The following is a 14870-nucleotide window of genomic DNA, read 5'->3' as shown; positions in this document are numbered from 1 at the left end:
CGAAATGACTGACCAAACGCCGACCCTCTTCCCCGCCGGAGGCGCACCTGCCGCCCGCGCCCAGGATTTTGCCAATTCGGAGATGTTCCAGAAACTCTTCCGGGAAGGCATGGATCTGGTGGAAGAAACAGCGGCCTATCTGGACGGTCCGGGTCGCGACGACTCCAAATCGCTCGACCGGGCAGGCGCTCTGTCCTACGCGACGGAGAGCATGAAGCTCACCACCCGCCTGATGCAGGCCGCCTCCTGGCTGCTGGCCCAGCGGGCCGTGTCCGAAGGCGAAATGAGCGCCGAGGATGCCACGGACGGCAAATACCGTCTCAATGCCGACCGTCCCACCGACGGTCTCTGGCCGGAAGGCGAGACCGCGCCGGCCGTGCTGATGGAATTGGTCACGCGCTCGCGCCGCCTCTATGAGCGGCTGAAGCGGATCGACGACAATCTCTACATTGATGGCCTGGTCGATACGGACGCCAATCCGGTTGCCGACCAGATGGCGATGCTGCGCGGCGCGTTCGGCGACCGCTGAAACCCTCAGGCTTCCAGTTCGCGCTTCTGGTGCGGCACCAGGATCAGTTCGGACTCAACCTTGTGGAGTTCCGCTTCCGGCGCCACCGGGAAGCGGACCTCGGCCCGCACGACATAATCCGTATCGCTGTTTTCGACCCGGAAAGGGATCATGCCGACCGTTACCGGACGGGCCTGGCCATTCCTGTGCAGCATGGCAGTCCCCCGGGCGGATTCCAGCTTGCCCTCGAACAGGCCCTCGCGCTCCAGCTCGTCCAGATGGCTATCGACCACCGGCCCGAAACGGCCGCGCAAGGGTTGGCCGACATCGTCATGGGACAGAAAATTGGTCAGTTGGGCCGCACCGTCACTGATCATCTCGATCAGGACGACACCGTCACGGCGCACCATGAGAATTGCCACATTGGGGCTGGACCGCACGCTGACCTTGAGAGCCTGCAGGAAGCGTTCAGGCGGCGTCTGGGCCAGACGGCGCAGCAAACGGCGTTGCGCCTCCTCGGGCGGTTCCGCGACGCCGCGCTCCCACTGACTCACACTCGCTTGACTGACGCCCAGTTGACGCGCCAGCACATCCTGTTTCAGATCTTCAAAATAGCGAAGCTCTTTGATTTTCTTCGCCCAATCCATTCCCAAAACACATACTTTTATTGTGGCTAATCAGCGCACCCTTGTGCCGACATGTCTACGCGAAATCCAGCGTTATTTTACTATTCAGGGACGATAACGCGGTGATTTCACCGTCGGCGCATAATAGGCGTTCCACGCTCACAAGAAACGCTTCAAAAGTTGTAACATCGGGGCTCGCGAACCAAGCCGGGCGAGTGGTCTGCCCCGGACCGCGGCGGACATAGACATTCCAGCCGTCAAACTGCCGGTCGCCGACCTCGGTCAGGCCTGCCAGCACCACATTCTCGTGACGCGGATCCTTCTGGATCCGGCCGAATGTACGGGTCAGGCTCGATCGCGGTCCCTCCAATACCTGGACGAACAGATCATCATCCACGATCAGCACGCCGCTCAACCCGTCCCGCGGATTGTTGCGGCGACCGGCCTGGAGAATTTGCTCCAGAACGGCCTCCGCTTCTGACGGGTCCTCCTTGGACCAGTTCCGGCGACTGTAATAAAGCAAGCGGGACAGCAGCATCAGGCCGCACCCTCGGCCCGGGTCTGTTCCAGGAAGCCGTGCACCTTCTCGCGCAGTTCAGCGACCGCCTTGCGCACGGCCGTCGCCTCCTCCTTCACGAAGCCGGAGGACTGTGAGCATTCCCGCACGCCGGTTTCCAGCTTGGCCGCCGATTCCGCGCCGGCCGTATTGCCGCTGGCAGCCTCATTGGCACTCCGGACGATCTCGCGGATCGCCGAGGACTGCTCCTCAATGGCCGCATTGATGCTGACCGAGGCCTCGTTCACGGCTTCGATCGTCCCATGGATGTTCTGAATGGCAGTGCCCGCCGTCGATGCGCCTTGCTGGACAGCCCCGATCTGCTGACTGATCCGGTCCGTCGCACTGGCGGTCTGCTGGGCCAAGTGCTTCACCTCGCCGGCCACCACGGCAAAACCGGCCCCGGCTTCACCGGCCCGCGCCGCCTCGATCGTGGCATTCAGGGCCAGGAGATTGGTCTGTTCCGCAATATCCTGGATCAGGCCGACGATATTGCCGATCTCGGACGCCGCCGAATTAAGCGTATCCATGACCTGGGCCGCGGCGCCGACCTGGTCGACCGCCTCGCGGGCCCGGTCGCTGGTCTGGTTGACCTGGCCGGAAATCTCGTCGACCGCGCCGCGCATCTGCTCGGCGGCGACCACGACGGACTGGACATTCTGGGAAGCCGACTGCGCCTCGCGGGCTGTGGTGGCGGCATCGGTGAGGGTTGCATCCACCGAGGATCCGACCCGGCCCGCCAGCTCATCCAGCCGGTCCGACGTTTCCGCCAACCCGGCCAGCGTTGCGGACACATTGGCTTCCAGCGTGTCGGCAACGCGGTTCCGAGCTTCCCGGGCGCGAGCTTCACCGGCTTCGAGATAGGTGGACAGGGCCAGTTCCATATCCAGGAAGACAGCGCGCACAAGCGCATCGACCCAGGCCTCTGCCTTTTCATCCTGCCCGTTGGCAAACAGCCCCTTGCGGCCTGCCGCCTTCATGGCACCACGGATCAGATTGGACGCAATGCCGGCATAGCCTGCGACATAGATCCGCGGTTCCAGACCAATCTCGCAATGCACCTCGCCGATGCGTCGCACATTCTGGAAATACTGGTCGTCGAATTCGCCCGAGAGGATCGAGTCCCAGTGGGCAATCTGGTGCTTCTTGGCGTGATCGCGGTGTGCGTCATCCCGGAAAAAATGGGCGACACCCTCGGCGCGGGACAAGGTCGCATAGAATTCGGTCAGCGCGCCTTCCAGCACGCCCGGCAGGACGCTCTGCATCTGGCGCAGGCTGTCGCGCGTTTTGGCTGTGATCGCAAAATCGGCAATCCGCTCGGATTTGAGCTGTTCCGACATGGCCTCCCCCTTACGTGGTTCATTGAAACCGACGGTGGGGAAGCTGCGGTAAACAAGTCCTTAAACACTTCCAGATTACTAAAATAATTCAATGACTTACTATTAAAATACTAGTATCGTTACGCAACCCAGGCAGATTTTCTCAAGACCGGAATCAAAAAAGCGCAACACCATGTGGTGCTGCGCTTTTCTGTGATGAAACTTATTCGCGCGGTGTCGCGCGTCAGCCTCAGACGAAGCCCTTGAACTTGTCCTTGAAGCGGGACACGCGGCCGCCGCGGTCCATCAGCTGCTGGTTGCCGCCGGTCCAGGCCGGGTGCGAGGTCGGATCGATGTCCAGGGTCAGGACGTCGCCTTCCTTGCCCCAGGTCGACTTGGTCTGAAATTCGCTCCCGTTCGTCATCTTCACGGTGATGACGTGGTAATCGGGATGGGTATCCTTTTTCATCGGTCCGGCTTTCTTTCATCCGCCGCGCCACACCGATCCACAGCCGGGCACGCAGCTCAATAAACTCAGGAGCGGGGCTGATACAGGATGCGCGCGAAAAGGGCAAGCAGGCTTGTGAGTCTGGCGCAATACGCCGGCCGCCGCGTTGAGATGGGCCGAAGATGTATGTATAACAATACATACCTTCAGGAGCCCGGCTATGCGTGAACCGGATTACCGTCAGCCAGAACGCCGAAAACGCACCAGTCTCACCGTGCGGGAAGACATCATGGCCGAAGCCAAGGCCCTCGGCCTGAATACGTCTCGCGCCGCCGAGGCGGGCATCGCCGCAGCAGTAAAAGCCGAGAAAGAACGCCGCTGGCTGGAAGACAATGCCGACGCGATCAAGGCCCACAATGAGCGCATAGAACGCGAGGGCATGTTGCTGCCAACGCCTTGGTGGGCCATCCCCAAAGACGACTGATGGCACGGTTCGACCTCTACAGGGTGCCGGCCTGGCCCATTCCGTTACTGGTCGATGTTCAAGCGGACTTTCTCACCAGCCTGTCCAGCCGGGTCGTGATTCCGCTTCAGTCACTGGCCGAAACATCAGGCCCCGAACTTCCCCGGCTCACACCCACGCTTGTGATCGAGGACAAGCCTTACCGGCTCTTGGTCAGCGAGATCGGCGCCCAACCCGTGCGGTGGCTTGGCCAGCCCGTCGGCAATGTCGGCCAACACCGCGACACGATCACCGCAGCGATGGATTTCCTGTTTCAGGGATTTTGAAACCGGCTATCTCGACGTCAGCTTCAGCTCGATACGGCGATTGCGGGCATTGGCCTCAGCCGTACGTCCCTCCACGATCGGGTAGTGTTCACCGAAACCGGCCGCCACGAGACGGTCGGACGGCACGCCGAGATCCTCGAACCAGTTCACCACCGAGATCGCTCGCGCGGCGGAGAGGTGCCAGTTGGACGGATACGTCGTGCGGATCGGCACCGGGTCGGTATGGCCGTCAATGCGGATCACCCATTCCAGGTCATCGGGGATTTCGTCGGTCAGCTGGATGATGGCGGCGGCGATGGGGCGCAGGCTTTCGCGTCCCTCGCTGGACAGGGCCGCCGAACCGGACGGGAAAAGAACATCGGTCTCGAAAACAAATCGGTCGCCCACCACCCGCACACCGGTCCGGTTGCCCAGGATTTCACTGAGGCGCCCGAAGAAGTCGGAGCGGTAGGCGGCCAGTTCGGCCGCCCGTTCGGCCAGGGCTGCGTTCAGGCGCCGTCCCATATTGATGACCTGGGCCTCGGCTTCCTCGGCGCGTTGCTCGGCCGCATCCAGGGCCGCATTGAGTGAGGCGATCTGGTCCCGCAGCACCTGCATCTGCTGGTTCAGCAGGGCGAGGGCGCGCCGGCTCTCCTCGGACATTTCCTGTTCGGCCGTGAGTTCGGCCTGCAGATCGGCGGCCTGGTTGCTGGCCAGGGTGAGGGCGCCCTGCAGGGCGTCGCGCTCTTCCTCCAGCCCGGTGATCCGGACTTCCAGCGCCGCATTCTCGTCCCGCGCAATATTCAGCTCATCGGCCAGCTGGGCGAGTTGGGCATTGAGGTCGGCCAGCTGGTCATCGCGATTGGTCAGCGCGCGCGAAAGCGCGAACTGGCCGGCCACGAAAATGGCGAGCAGGAAGATGATGACGAGCAGAAGCGTGGCCAGGGCATCAACGAAGCCGGGCCAGTGATCGCCAGTATCGGCTTCCTGGAAACGCGCGAACCGGGGCGAAGACATGGCTTACTCCCCTCCCCGCTCCCGCTGTTGCAGGGTTCGGATCAGGACCCGGATTTCATCGCGCAGGGCGCGCGCCGCTTCCTCATTGGAGGCGCGGCTGTCATCGGCAAAGCGCTGCAGCGTTGTATCGAGCTGACGGGTATGCCGCTCCAGCGTATGGGCCAGGCGGTCCAGCGTCTCCGCCGTCTGTTCCAGCAGTGCGCCGACATAGGCCGACGAGACCTCGCCATCACCGTCCGTGGCCGGACCGGCCGCGGCCAGACGCGAGATGGAGGACAGCCATTCCTCGATCTCGTTGTAGAAGCGGTTCTGAGCGCGACCGGCCTGCAGATCGAGAAAGCCGATCACCAGGGAGCCGGCCAGACCGAAGAGCGAAGAGGCAAAGGCCGTGCCCATGCCCTGGATCGGCTCTTCAATGGCGGACATGAGGCGCATCACATCGGCCTCGCCCCCGGTGGAGCTTTCGGTGACGGCCCGGACGGCCTCACCGACATCACCGACGACCTGGAGCAGGCCCCAGAACGTACCCAGAAGGCCAAGGAAGATCAGCAATCGTCCGAAATAGCGGGTGAAGGCGCCGGCTTCCGCCATGCGGGCGGCGACCGAGTCCAGCACGGTGCGCACGGACCCGGCGGACAGGGAGACCTTCTTGCCGGTGGCACCGATCATGGAGGCCATGGGTGCGATCAGGGCCGGCGGGCGGCCCAGCGCGGCCGGATCTTCGGACGAGCGGAAACGCATCAGCCAGCGCGCGGCCGGCCCGATCCCCAGCGCTTGCGCATAGGTGTAAAGCACGCCGATCACGAGCACGCCGATGATCAGGCCATTGATCGCCGGATTGGCCAGGAAGGCGGCTTCCAGCGGGCCGATCAGGAAAATGGCGAGGGCCAGCACCACCGCCGTGAACATCGCCATCCAGATGATGTAGCGCCAGGGCCCCGTGAAGCGCACCTCCGGTGCCGTATCGCGCAGCTCATCATTCCGGTCCAGTCCAGGCATGCCTTCCCCTTACTCGCAGCGTACGACCTTCCTCACCCCCGATTGGGACATTTTGGAGGCGAGGTCAAAGCCTTCCTCCCCAGCGCACAGCCCGCACCGTGGAAAGGCGCGCCCAATATCATCCGAAATGGAAACAATAAGCTTCCAGAGCCCGGTCTTTATCCGTTGACCCGGCAGAACCATTTTCCGCGCATCGAATTTTCGCCCGCAACCGGGCTGAGCCAGGAGTTTCGCCATGTCCGATCAAAACCAAGCCCGCGTTCTTCGCGTCGATGCCAGCATGCGCCATGCCGGCTCCCAGTCGCGCGCCCTGACCGACCAGGTCATCGAGCGCCTGCGCCGCGACCGCCCCGACCTTCACGTCCAGGTCCGCGACCTGGCCGAACCCGGCCTGCGCTTCATCGACGAAGCCTGGATCAGTGCCAATTTCACGGATCCGGCCGAGCGCAATGACGACCAGAAGGCCGCGCTGGCCCGCTCCGATGCGCTGGTGGAGGAATTGCGCCAGGCCGACACGATCGTGATCGGCGCACCGGTCTACAACTACACCATCCCGGCGGCCCTGAAGGCCTGGATCGACATGGTGGTGCGGGCGCGTGAGACTTTCCGCTATACCGAAGACGGTCCGGAAGGTTTCCTGAAGGGCAAGCGCGCGATCATCGTCTTCACCTCCGGCGGGACGGATCTGGGCGGCGACAATGATTTCGCGTCGGACTATCTGCGCTACATTCTCGGCTTCATCGGCATCACCGACATCGAGTTCATCAATGCCGGCGGCCTGGCCTTCGGCGCCGAAGAGCGCGTGGCGGCCGCGAGCGAAACCATCGAAACGCTCGCGGCGTAAGCCGGGTTACTTGGCGGCAGTGAGGCGCTTGTTGAGTTCGCCCATCATGGCCTCATTGCCGGCCACGATATTGCCGGTGCGCAGGATGTCCTCGCCACCGTCAATCTCGCCGACAAAACCGCCCGCTTCCTTCACCAGGACGATGCCCGCGGCGATATCCCAGGATTTCAGATTGCGTTCCCAGAACCCGTCATAGCGGCCCGCGGCGACCCAGGCGAGGTCGAGTGCGGCCGATCCCATGCGGCGAATGCCGGCACAATGCGGCATGATCTGGTGCAATTCCTTCAGGAAGGACGCATGCCCCGTCTTGCCCAGGAAGGGCATGCCGGTGGCAAACACGGCTTCGTCGAAATGCTTGCGGTCGGCGACGCGCAGGCGGCGGTCGGCCAGCCAGGCACCCCGGCCCTTTTCCGCGTGGAACATCTCGTCGGTCGCCGGATTGTAGATGACCCCGGCCACCAGCTCGCCCTCGCGCTCCAGCGCGATGGAGATGGCGAAGTGCGGCATGCCGTGCAGGAAGTTCAGCGTGCCGTCCAGCGGATCGACGATCCAGCGGTGGGAACGGTCCGACCCTTCCACAATGCCGCGCTCTTCCATCAGGAAGCCATAGCCCGGACGGGCCGTGGTCAGGCGGTCATAGATGATGTCCTCGGCCTTCTTGTCGGCCACCGACACAAAGTCCGCCGGACCCTTGCGGGAGACCTGCAAGTGTTCGATGTCGCGGAAGTCCCGGTTCAGTGACCGCCCGGCGCGGGCTGCCACTTCGGTCATCACGGTGAGGAGGGGAGAGAGCGCACCCATGTCGGATCAATCCGCGCGGCGGACGTAGGAACCGTCCTCGGTCGCCACGATGATCTTCTCGCCCTGGCCCACGAAAGGCGGCACGGACGAGCGCACACCATTGGACAGGATGGCCGGCTTGTAGGAGTTGGCAGCCGTCTGGCCCTTCACGACCGGCTCGGTCTCGGCCACTTCCAGCGTCACGTGCTGCGGCAGGGAAATGCCGATCGGGCGCTCTTCGTGGAACTCCACGACCACGGTCATGCCTTCCTGCAGATAGGCGGCGCGGTCTTCGCCGACGAAATCCTTCTGCAGCTCGATCTGCTCGTAACTCTCGCTATCCATGAAGGTCAGCATGTCGCCACTGTCGAACAGGAAGGTGTGGTCCTTCTGCTCCAGGCGCACGCGCTCGACCTTGTCGGCGGCGCGGAAACGTTCGTTCAGCTTGCGGCCGTCGAGCAGGTTTTTCAGCTCGACCTGGGCGAAAGCGCCGCCCTTGCCCGGTTTGACGTGATCGGTCTTCACTGCCACCCAGAGCGTGTCCTGGTGCATCAGCACATTGCCGGGACGGATTTCATTGCCGTTGATTTTCATGAACTCACCTGTCGAGCCTGGAGCGTGTCGCGCCGGCCCCTGCCGCGCGCTGCCGCCAAATTTGGCGCTCTCCTATCAGTGAGGACACGGAACGGCAAGCGACGGGGGCCAATTCCGCTCAGTCAGCGGACCCCAATTCGCGCATGCGCGCCTGGACATCCAGCGGCAGGACGCGTTCCAGGGCCGCCTGCAGGCGGTCCCGGTCCTGATTGTGGACCGGAGCGCCCAGATTGTCGGTTCCGGCCGCCACGACCCAGCGATAGGCGGTTTCCAGATCGCGGGCCACACCATCGCCCTGGGCCAGGACGAAAGCGTAGAGATACTGGCTTTCCGCATCGCCACCGCGCGCGCCCTCGCCGAACCAGTAGGCGGCCGCCTCGCGATCCATCTCGCCGCCACGCCCCTGATAGAGCATCAGGCCGTACTGGCCCTGGCCCGGCGCGTAGCCGCTCTCCGCGGCAATGCGCAGCCAGCGCCGCGCTTCGACATCACCGGCCGGACCGCCTTCGCCATCCGCCCACATCATGCCGGCCTGGAAGGCGCCCTCGGCGATATTGGCTTCCGCCGAACGCTCGAACCAGACACGGGCACCCTCGGCATCCCGCGGACCGCCGACGCCTTCATCCAGCATCATGGCCAGTTGGTATTTCGCTTCCGCCGATCCCTGCTGCGCGGCCCGTTCGGCCCATTCGCGGGCGAGTACTGCTTCCTGGGGAATGCCCGATGCGCGCAGGGCGAGCGCATAGGCCACCATGGCATCGATATGCCCGGCACGGGCGGCCCGGTCGAACCAGTGGCGCGGCGTGCCCAGACCCAGGCTTTCATCACCGAGACGGGCCAGCAGGCCAAGCTGGTAGAGGGCGACCGGATGACGGGACTCTGCGGCGCGCCGGAACCAGTCCACAGCGGCCGGAATGTTGCGCTCCTGCGCGATCCCGTCACGCGCCATGATGCCGGCCAGGGCGGCGGCGTCAGCATGACCGGCAACAGCTGCGTTTTCCGCATAGCGCCGCGCCGGGAACCAGTCTCCGCCCAGATAGGCGATCTGGGCCCGGTACCAGGCCTCGTCCACCGGCGTCAGGTCGGACGGCACCTCCGCTTCCTCGGCATCCAGACCGTCATTGGCCGCATCCTGGACCGATTGGGGCAGGAGAATGAGTTCGGACGGGAAAGCCGGTGGCGCCTCCTCATCCGGCAGGGATTGCGCCCCCGCAAACGGAGCCGACAGAAGCAGGGCGAAACAGACAGAAAAACGTACCAGCATGCGTGCCTTTGAGCGCTCAGAGCCCGGCCGGGTCAAGTGACAAGGCCGTCATTCGGCGACAGCTATTCTTCACACAGGGCGTTGAAGGCCCGCACCGCCGCCGCCGGCCCGTCCGGATACTGCCACACCCCGCCGCTGACGGCGAGGAAGTCGGCACCGGCCGCGATCAGGGGGGCGGCATTGTCCGGCGTGATCCCGCCAATGGCGACACAGGGCAGTTCAAAAATCTCGGTCCACCAGGTCAGCACGTCCGGTGTCGCCTGGTGCTCCACCGTCTTGGTGCCGGTCGGATAGAAGGCACCGAAGGCAACATAATCGGCTCCGGCTTCGCCAGCGACCATGGCGAGGTGGCGGCTGTCATGACAGGTCACGCCCACCGTCCGGTCCTTGCCCATGATCGCCCGCGCGGCTTTCACTGTTCCGTCCGACTGTCCGATATGGACGCCGTCACAACCCAGCTCATCCGCCAGTTGAGGGTCATCATTGAGAATGGCCGCGACACCGCGGGACTGGGCCATGCGGATCAGGTCCGGCGCCAGCTGGCGAACCTCGTCCGGGGTGTGATCCTTCAGCCGGATCTGCAGGGCGGCCACATCGCCGGCGTCCAGCGTGTCGGCAAGGCTCACGGCGAAATCGGCGTCGATCCGGGGCGGTGTAATCAGGTAGAGCTGGCTGGTCATGTCGGCGCTTTTGGCAGCTAGCCTCCGGTGTGACAACGCTTTTCGCGGAAAATTCGCCCGCGTTCATCAGTGCTTCATGTTCAACATTACAGTGTGCATTCCAGATCGATCACTGTAGGCTCGATTGCCCATAACGTCTGAGGGGATATTCCACATGATGAAGACCATTATCGCCGCCACCGTTGCGGTTGCCGCCTGTGCCGGCGCTTCCTTTGCCCAGAACTATTCGCTGAACCCGACTTTCGGTTCCACGAACCTGTCGGCCGGTTTCGCACCGGACCCGTACACCGTGTCGATCACGGCGGGCGGCAATATCGACGCCGGTTCCGCCCTCGGTGGGTCCTGCCGCGGCATGATCGCCAACGCGCCGGATTATCGCCTCAACTACAATGCCGGCAGCCTGCCGCTCTATATCGGTGCCCGCTCCAATTCAGACACGACCATCGTCGTGAACGCCCCGGACGGCCGCTGGTACTGCAATGACGACGCCAATGGCCTGAACCCGCAGGTCTGGTGGTCCAACCCGATGTCCGGTCAGTACGACATCTGGATCGGCACCTATGGTTCCGGTTCCGGCATGGCGTCCTCGACGCTGACCATTTCCGAGCTCGGCCACTAGTCGTCGGATTGCCAGCGGAAGTGGGCACCGGTTTCGCGGTTCGGCAAGCCGACCACCAAGAAACCAGCCCGCTGCTCAGCTGAAACGAGAACGGGGCCCCGCGGGGCCCCGTTTTTTTGTGCGTGGAATTGGAAGATCGCCTTACGCGAACTCTTTTTCCATCTCCGGCTCATATTCGCCGAGGGCGGCGAGGCCGTTCATCTTGGCGCGGTGATTGAAGGCGGCCTGACCGGCAGCCACATTCTCCGCCTTGCCACCCCAGACCTGGAGCGGAGCCGCCTGCAGGGCGCGGCCATAGGAGAAGGTCAGCGGCCAGGGCAGGTCGTAGGAACCGTTCATCAGGGACAGGTGATGCGTGGCTTCCTCGTCGGACTGACCGCCCGACAGGAAGGCAATGCCCGGAACTGCCGCCGGCACGCAATTGGCCAGGCACTGGACGGTCATGTCGGCGACTTCTTCCGGACCGGCACGATCAGCGGCCTGGGTGCCGGAGATCACCATGTTCGGCTTCAGGATCGTGCCTTCCAGCACGACGCCCTGGTCGAAGAGTTCGCGATACAGCGTCTTCAGCGAGAATTCGGTCACTTCATAGCAGCGCTCGATCGAGTGATCGCCATCCATGATGACTTCCGGCTCGACGATCGGAACGATATTGGCTTCCTGGCAGAGCGCGGCATAGCGGGCCAGGGCGTGCATGTTCGTGTTGATGCAATACTGGGAGGGGACGGCTTCATCACCCTTGGCGCCGATATTGATCACGGCGCGCCATTTGGCGAAGCGGGCACCCAGTTCGTAATAATCGGCGAGGCGGTCCCGCAGGCCGTCGAGGCCCTCGGTGATGGTTTCGCCCTCGGCGCCGGCCAGCGGCTTGGCACCGGTATCGACCTTGATGCCCGGAATGGAACCGGCATCCGTGATCAGCTTGGTCAGCGGCGTGCCGTCCTGGGCCGACTGGCGGATGGTTTCATCATACAGGATGACGCCGGAAATCCGGTCGGACATGGCCGGCTCGGTGCGGAACAGCATCTCGCGCCAGTCACGGCGGCTGTCCGGCGTGGAGTCCAGATTGATCGAGGCAAAGCGCTTGCCGATCGTGCCGGTGGATTCATCCGCGGCCAGGATACCCTTGCCCGGAGCCACCATGGCGCACGCGATTTCGTTGAGTTGATCGAGATCCATCACATCTACCCCAGTTCGTGATCTGCTTTCGCGGCAGGCCCCCAGGCCCGCCCGAACCATCGTCCGGACCGTTGTAATACGGCACGGCCCACTTGCCCACCGGGGGACAGCGAATAGACGCCACCCGGCCCGGCAGAATTCATGTTATCGTTACCATCGGCCTCGCGCGGAGGCAATCCGGCCCCGTGTCAGGCGTCCACGCCTTCCACTTCCATCAGAACGGACACGCCCGGCAAATCCTTGCCTTCCATCCATTCCAGGAAGGCGCCGCCCGCCGTCGAAATGAAGGTGAAATCGTCGGCAACACCGGCCTGGTTCAGCGCGGCCACCGTATCGCCGCCGCCGGCCACTGCGACCAGTTCACCGGCCTTGGCCATCTTGGCCGCCTGTTCCGCCGCGGCCACGGTTGCCGTTTCGAAGGGCGGCGTTTCGAACGCGCCCAGCGGACCGTTCCAGATCAGCGTCTTGGCGTCTTCCATGGCGAGCGACAGGGCCACTACCGTGGCCGGGCCGCAATCCAGGATCATCTCGTCCTCAGCGACGTCAGTGACGGCGGCCAGACGCGTGTCCGGGTTCGGCTTGAATTCCTTGGCGAGAACGACATCGCTCGGCAGCATCAGCTTGCAGCCGGCCTCTTCAGCCGCGGCCAGGATGGCCCGGGCCGTATCGACCAGATCCTTTTCACACAGGCTGGCCCCGACCTTCACGCCCTGGGCATGCAGGAGCGTATTGGCCATGCCGCCACCGACGAAAAGGATGTCGACCTTCTTCACCAGGTTCTGCAGCAGATCGATCTTGGTGGAGACCTTGGCGCCGCCCACCAGGGCGATCACCGGGCGCTGCGGCGCTTCCAGGGCGGCAACCAAATGGTCGATCTCGCGCTGCATGGCCAGGCCGGCAAAGGCCGGCAGAAGCTGCGCCACACCCTCGGTGGAGGCATGGGCGCGGTGAGCCGCCGAGAAGGCATCATCAACATAGAGATCGCCCAGTTCAGCCAGGAGCTGGGAGAAGGCCGGATCATTCTTCTCTTCGCCCGGATGGAAACGCGTGTTTTCCATCAGCATGATGTCGCCATCTTCCAGGTCGGCCACGGCCGAGGCCGCATGCTCGCCCACCGTCTCCGTGCAGAAGCTGATCGCTTCGCCCAGCAGATCGGCCAGCGGCTGGCAGACCGGTTCCAGCGACATCTCCGGCACGACCTGGCCTTTCGGACGGCCGAAATGGGCCAGCAGGACCACTTTCGCGCCAGCTTCGGCCAGGTGTTCGATGGTCGGCAGGGCGGCGCGCAGACGCGTATCGTCCGTCACTTCGCCATCCTTCATCGGCACGTTGAAATCGACGCGGACAAGCACGCGCTTGCCGGCGACGTCAGCATCCTGGATGCGGCGGATCTCGGTCATGTCGGACGGCCCTGTCTGTGTCGCTTAGAGGTATTTGCCCATGGCGACCGCGGTATCGATCATGCGGCAGGCGAAGCCCCACTCATTGTCGTACCAGGTCATCACGCGGGCGAGGCGCTCATCGATCACCTTGATCTTGTCGATGGCGACGATCGAGGAGCGGCTGTCATGATTGTAGTCGATGGAGACGAGCGGGATGCTGTCATAGCCCAGCACACCCTTCATCGGGCCGTCGGCTGCGGCTTTCACCGCTTCGGCCAGTTCCGCCTCGGTCGTGGCGCGGCCTGGCGTGAAGACCAGGTCGATCAGCGACACATTCGGGGTCGGCACGCGCACGGCGGCACCGTCCAGCTTGCCCACCAGTTCCGGCAGGACCAGGCCGACCGCCTTGGCAGCACCGGTCGAGGTCGGGATCATCGACATGGCGGCCGCACGGGCGCGGTGCAGGTCCTTGTGGTTCCGGTCCAGGGTCGGCTGGTCACCGGTATAGGCGTGGATCGTGGTCATGTGACCGCGTTCGATACCCACGGCGTCGTTGAGCACCTTGGCAACCGGCGCCAGGCCGTTCGTGGTGCACGAGGCGTTGGAGACGACCAGATCATCGGCAGAGAGCTGATCATGGTTCACGCCATAGACGATGGTCTTGTCGGCATTCTTGGCCGGAGCCGAGCACAGCACCTTCTTGGCGCCGGAACCTTCGATGTGCGCCATCGAGGCTTCCTTGGAGTTGAACTTGCCGGTGCACTCCAGAACGATGTCGATGCCCATCTCTTTCCAGGGCAGCTGGCTGGGGTCGCGGTTGGAGACTTTCTGGATCTTGCCGAAACCGGCATCGATCCAGTCATCGCCGACCTTGATCTCGCCCGGATAGCGCCCGTGCACGCTGTCATAGGTCAGCAGGTGTGCATTCGTCTCCGGCGTCGAGCTGTCATTGATCGCGACAACTTCAATCTCGTCCCAGCGCTTTTCTTCCAGGACGGCACGCAGTGCCAGGCGGCCGATACGGCCAAATCCGGTAATTGCGACGCGAAGAGCCATGCTTTTCATCTCCTTGACGGCCACCGGATCGCCTTGTCGACCCGGCAAATCTGGCGCGGATTTAGCGGCCTTTCCCGCCCCCGTCCACCGATGGAGTGCGACGAAATCCCGGAAAACGGAAATTTTTCATTTTCTGGTGCAGGCGCGCCAATCATTCGAGCACAGCAAAAGTGGCGCAAAATATAGATCGCAAAATGCCACAAGTGCGCGAAATAATATCCATGATAACGC

18 protein-coding genes are annotated in these 14870 nt (G+C 63.6%); 5 read left to right on the top strand and 13 right to left on the bottom strand.

Annotated features, from left to right (window positions below):
* Positions 1-4: 4 nt before the first annotated feature.
* A complete protein-coding gene (gene rcdA / locus FCS99_RS05725; RefSeq protein WP_138511115.1) occupies positions 5-529 on the top strand; it encodes a protease adaptor protein RcdA in 525 nt (174 codons plus the stop codon).
* 5 nt (positions 530-534) lie between these two features.
* Here the strand turns inward: rcdA and FCS99_RS05720 are convergent, their stop codons facing one another.
* From FCS99_RS05720 to rpmE, 4 genes are all read right to left on the bottom strand, one after another.
* Positions 535-1155 carry a helix-turn-helix domain-containing protein gene (locus FCS99_RS05720; protein ID WP_138511114.1) on the bottom strand — a complete coding sequence of 207 codons (621 nt, stop codon included), beginning with the start codon at positions 1153-1155 and terminating at the stop codon, positions 535-537.
* A gap of 55 nt (positions 1156-1210) precedes the next feature.
* Complete coding sequence (locus tag FCS99_RS05715; protein WP_138511113.1) at positions 1211-1672, bottom strand: BLUF domain-containing protein; 462 nt, start codon at positions 1670-1672, stop codon at positions 1211-1213.
* Positions 1672-3030, bottom strand: a complete 1359-nt coding sequence (locus FCS99_RS05710; protein ID WP_138511112.1) for a globin-coupled sensor protein — start codon at positions 3028-3030, stop codon at positions 1672-1674. Before FCS99_RS05710 ends, FCS99_RS05715 begins: the two co-directional genes overlap by 1 nt.
* 229 nt (positions 3031-3259) lie before the next feature.
* On the bottom strand, positions 3260-3478 hold the full coding sequence (gene rpmE, locus FCS99_RS05705) for a 50S ribosomal protein L31 (RefSeq protein ID WP_138511111.1): 219 nt from the start codon (positions 3476-3478) through the stop codon (positions 3260-3262).
* Positions 3479-3677: 199 nt separating this feature from the next.
* Between rpmE and FCS99_RS05700 the strand changes: the two genes are divergently transcribed.
* Entirely contained in the window at positions 3678-3941 is a 264-nt protein-coding gene (locus FCS99_RS05700; RefSeq protein ID WP_138511110.1) for a type II toxin-antitoxin system CcdA family antitoxin, read from the top strand.
* Positions 3941-4246 (top strand): CcdB family protein, encoded by a 306-nt coding sequence (locus tag FCS99_RS05695; RefSeq protein WP_138511109.1) that lies wholly within the window; start codon positions 3941-3943, stop codon positions 4244-4246. The genes FCS99_RS05700 and FCS99_RS05695 overlap by 1 nt, the downstream gene beginning before the upstream one ends.
* 6 nt (positions 4247-4252) lie before the next feature.
* On the opposite strand, the gene FCS99_RS05690 is transcribed toward FCS99_RS05695, so the two are convergent.
* The gene (locus FCS99_RS05690; protein WP_138511108.1) at positions 4253-5242 is read right to left on the bottom strand and encodes a peptidoglycan-binding protein; all 990 of its coding nucleotides are present in this window, start codon (positions 5240-5242) and stop codon (positions 4253-4255) included.
* Between the two features lie 3 nt (positions 5243-5245).
* Positions 5246-6241 (bottom strand): hypothetical protein, encoded by a 996-nt coding sequence (locus FCS99_RS05685; protein ID WP_138511107.1) that lies wholly within the window; start codon positions 6239-6241, stop codon positions 5246-5248.
* A gap of 235 nt (positions 6242-6476) precedes the next feature.
* Here FCS99_RS05685 and FCS99_RS05680 point away from each other — a divergent pair, with 235 nt between their 5' ends.
* Positions 6477-7085, top strand: a complete 609-nt coding sequence (locus FCS99_RS05680; protein WP_138511106.1) for an FMN-dependent NADH-azoreductase — start codon at positions 6477-6479, stop codon at positions 7083-7085.
* 6 nt (positions 7086-7091) lie between these two features.
* Here FCS99_RS05680 and FCS99_RS05675 read toward each other — a convergent pair whose 3' ends face one another.
* The 4 genes from FCS99_RS05675 to thiE form a co-directional block, all read right to left on the bottom strand.
* A complete protein-coding gene (locus FCS99_RS05675; RefSeq protein ID WP_138511105.1) occupies positions 7092-7886 on the bottom strand; it encodes an inositol monophosphatase family protein in 795 nt (264 codons plus the stop codon).
* A gap of 6 nt (positions 7887-7892) precedes the next feature.
* Complete coding sequence (gene efp / locus FCS99_RS05670; protein ID WP_138511104.1) at positions 7893-8459, bottom strand: elongation factor P; 567 nt, start codon at positions 8457-8459, stop codon at positions 7893-7895.
* A gap of 118 nt (positions 8460-8577) precedes the next feature.
* Positions 8578-9723 (bottom strand): tetratricopeptide repeat protein, encoded by a 1146-nt coding sequence (locus FCS99_RS05665; protein WP_138511103.1) that lies wholly within the window; start codon positions 9721-9723, stop codon positions 8578-8580.
* A 62-nt stretch (positions 9724-9785) separates the two neighbouring features.
* A complete protein-coding gene (gene thiE, locus FCS99_RS05660) occupies positions 9786-10403 on the bottom strand; it encodes a thiamine phosphate synthase (RefSeq protein ID WP_138511102.1) in 618 nt (205 codons plus the stop codon).
* 154 nt (positions 10404-10557) lie between these two features.
* Here thiE and FCS99_RS05655 point away from each other — a divergent pair, with 154 nt between their 5' ends.
* Positions 10558-11022: a peptidase S1 gene (locus FCS99_RS05655; protein ID WP_138511101.1), complete on the top strand. Its 465-nt coding sequence runs from the start codon at positions 10558-10560 to the stop codon at positions 11020-11022.
* 141 nt (positions 11023-11163) lie between these two features.
* Here the strand turns inward: FCS99_RS05655 and FCS99_RS05650 are convergent, their stop codons facing one another.
* The 3 genes from FCS99_RS05650 to gap form a co-directional block, all read right to left on the bottom strand.
* Positions 11164-12201, bottom strand: a complete 1038-nt coding sequence (locus FCS99_RS05650; RefSeq protein ID WP_138511100.1) for a class I fructose-bisphosphate aldolase — start codon at positions 12199-12201, stop codon at positions 11164-11166.
* A 188-nt stretch (positions 12202-12389) separates the two neighbouring features.
* Positions 12390-13601: a phosphoglycerate kinase gene (locus FCS99_RS05645; RefSeq protein ID WP_138511099.1), complete on the bottom strand. Its 1212-nt coding sequence runs from the start codon at positions 13599-13601 to the stop codon at positions 12390-12392.
* Positions 13602-13625: 24 nt separating this feature from the next.
* On the bottom strand, positions 13626-14639 hold the full coding sequence (gene gap, locus FCS99_RS05640; protein WP_138511098.1) for a type I glyceraldehyde-3-phosphate dehydrogenase: 1014 nt from the start codon (positions 14637-14639) through the stop codon (positions 13626-13628).
* Positions 14640-14870 lie beyond the last annotated feature (231 nt).

The organism is Maricaulis alexandrii (assembly GCF_005871165.1).
Taxonomy (GTDB): Bacteria; Pseudomonadota; Alphaproteobacteria; order Caulobacterales; family Maricaulaceae; genus Maricaulis; species Maricaulis alexandrii.
This window is presented reverse-complemented; position numbering and strand designations above follow the sequence as displayed.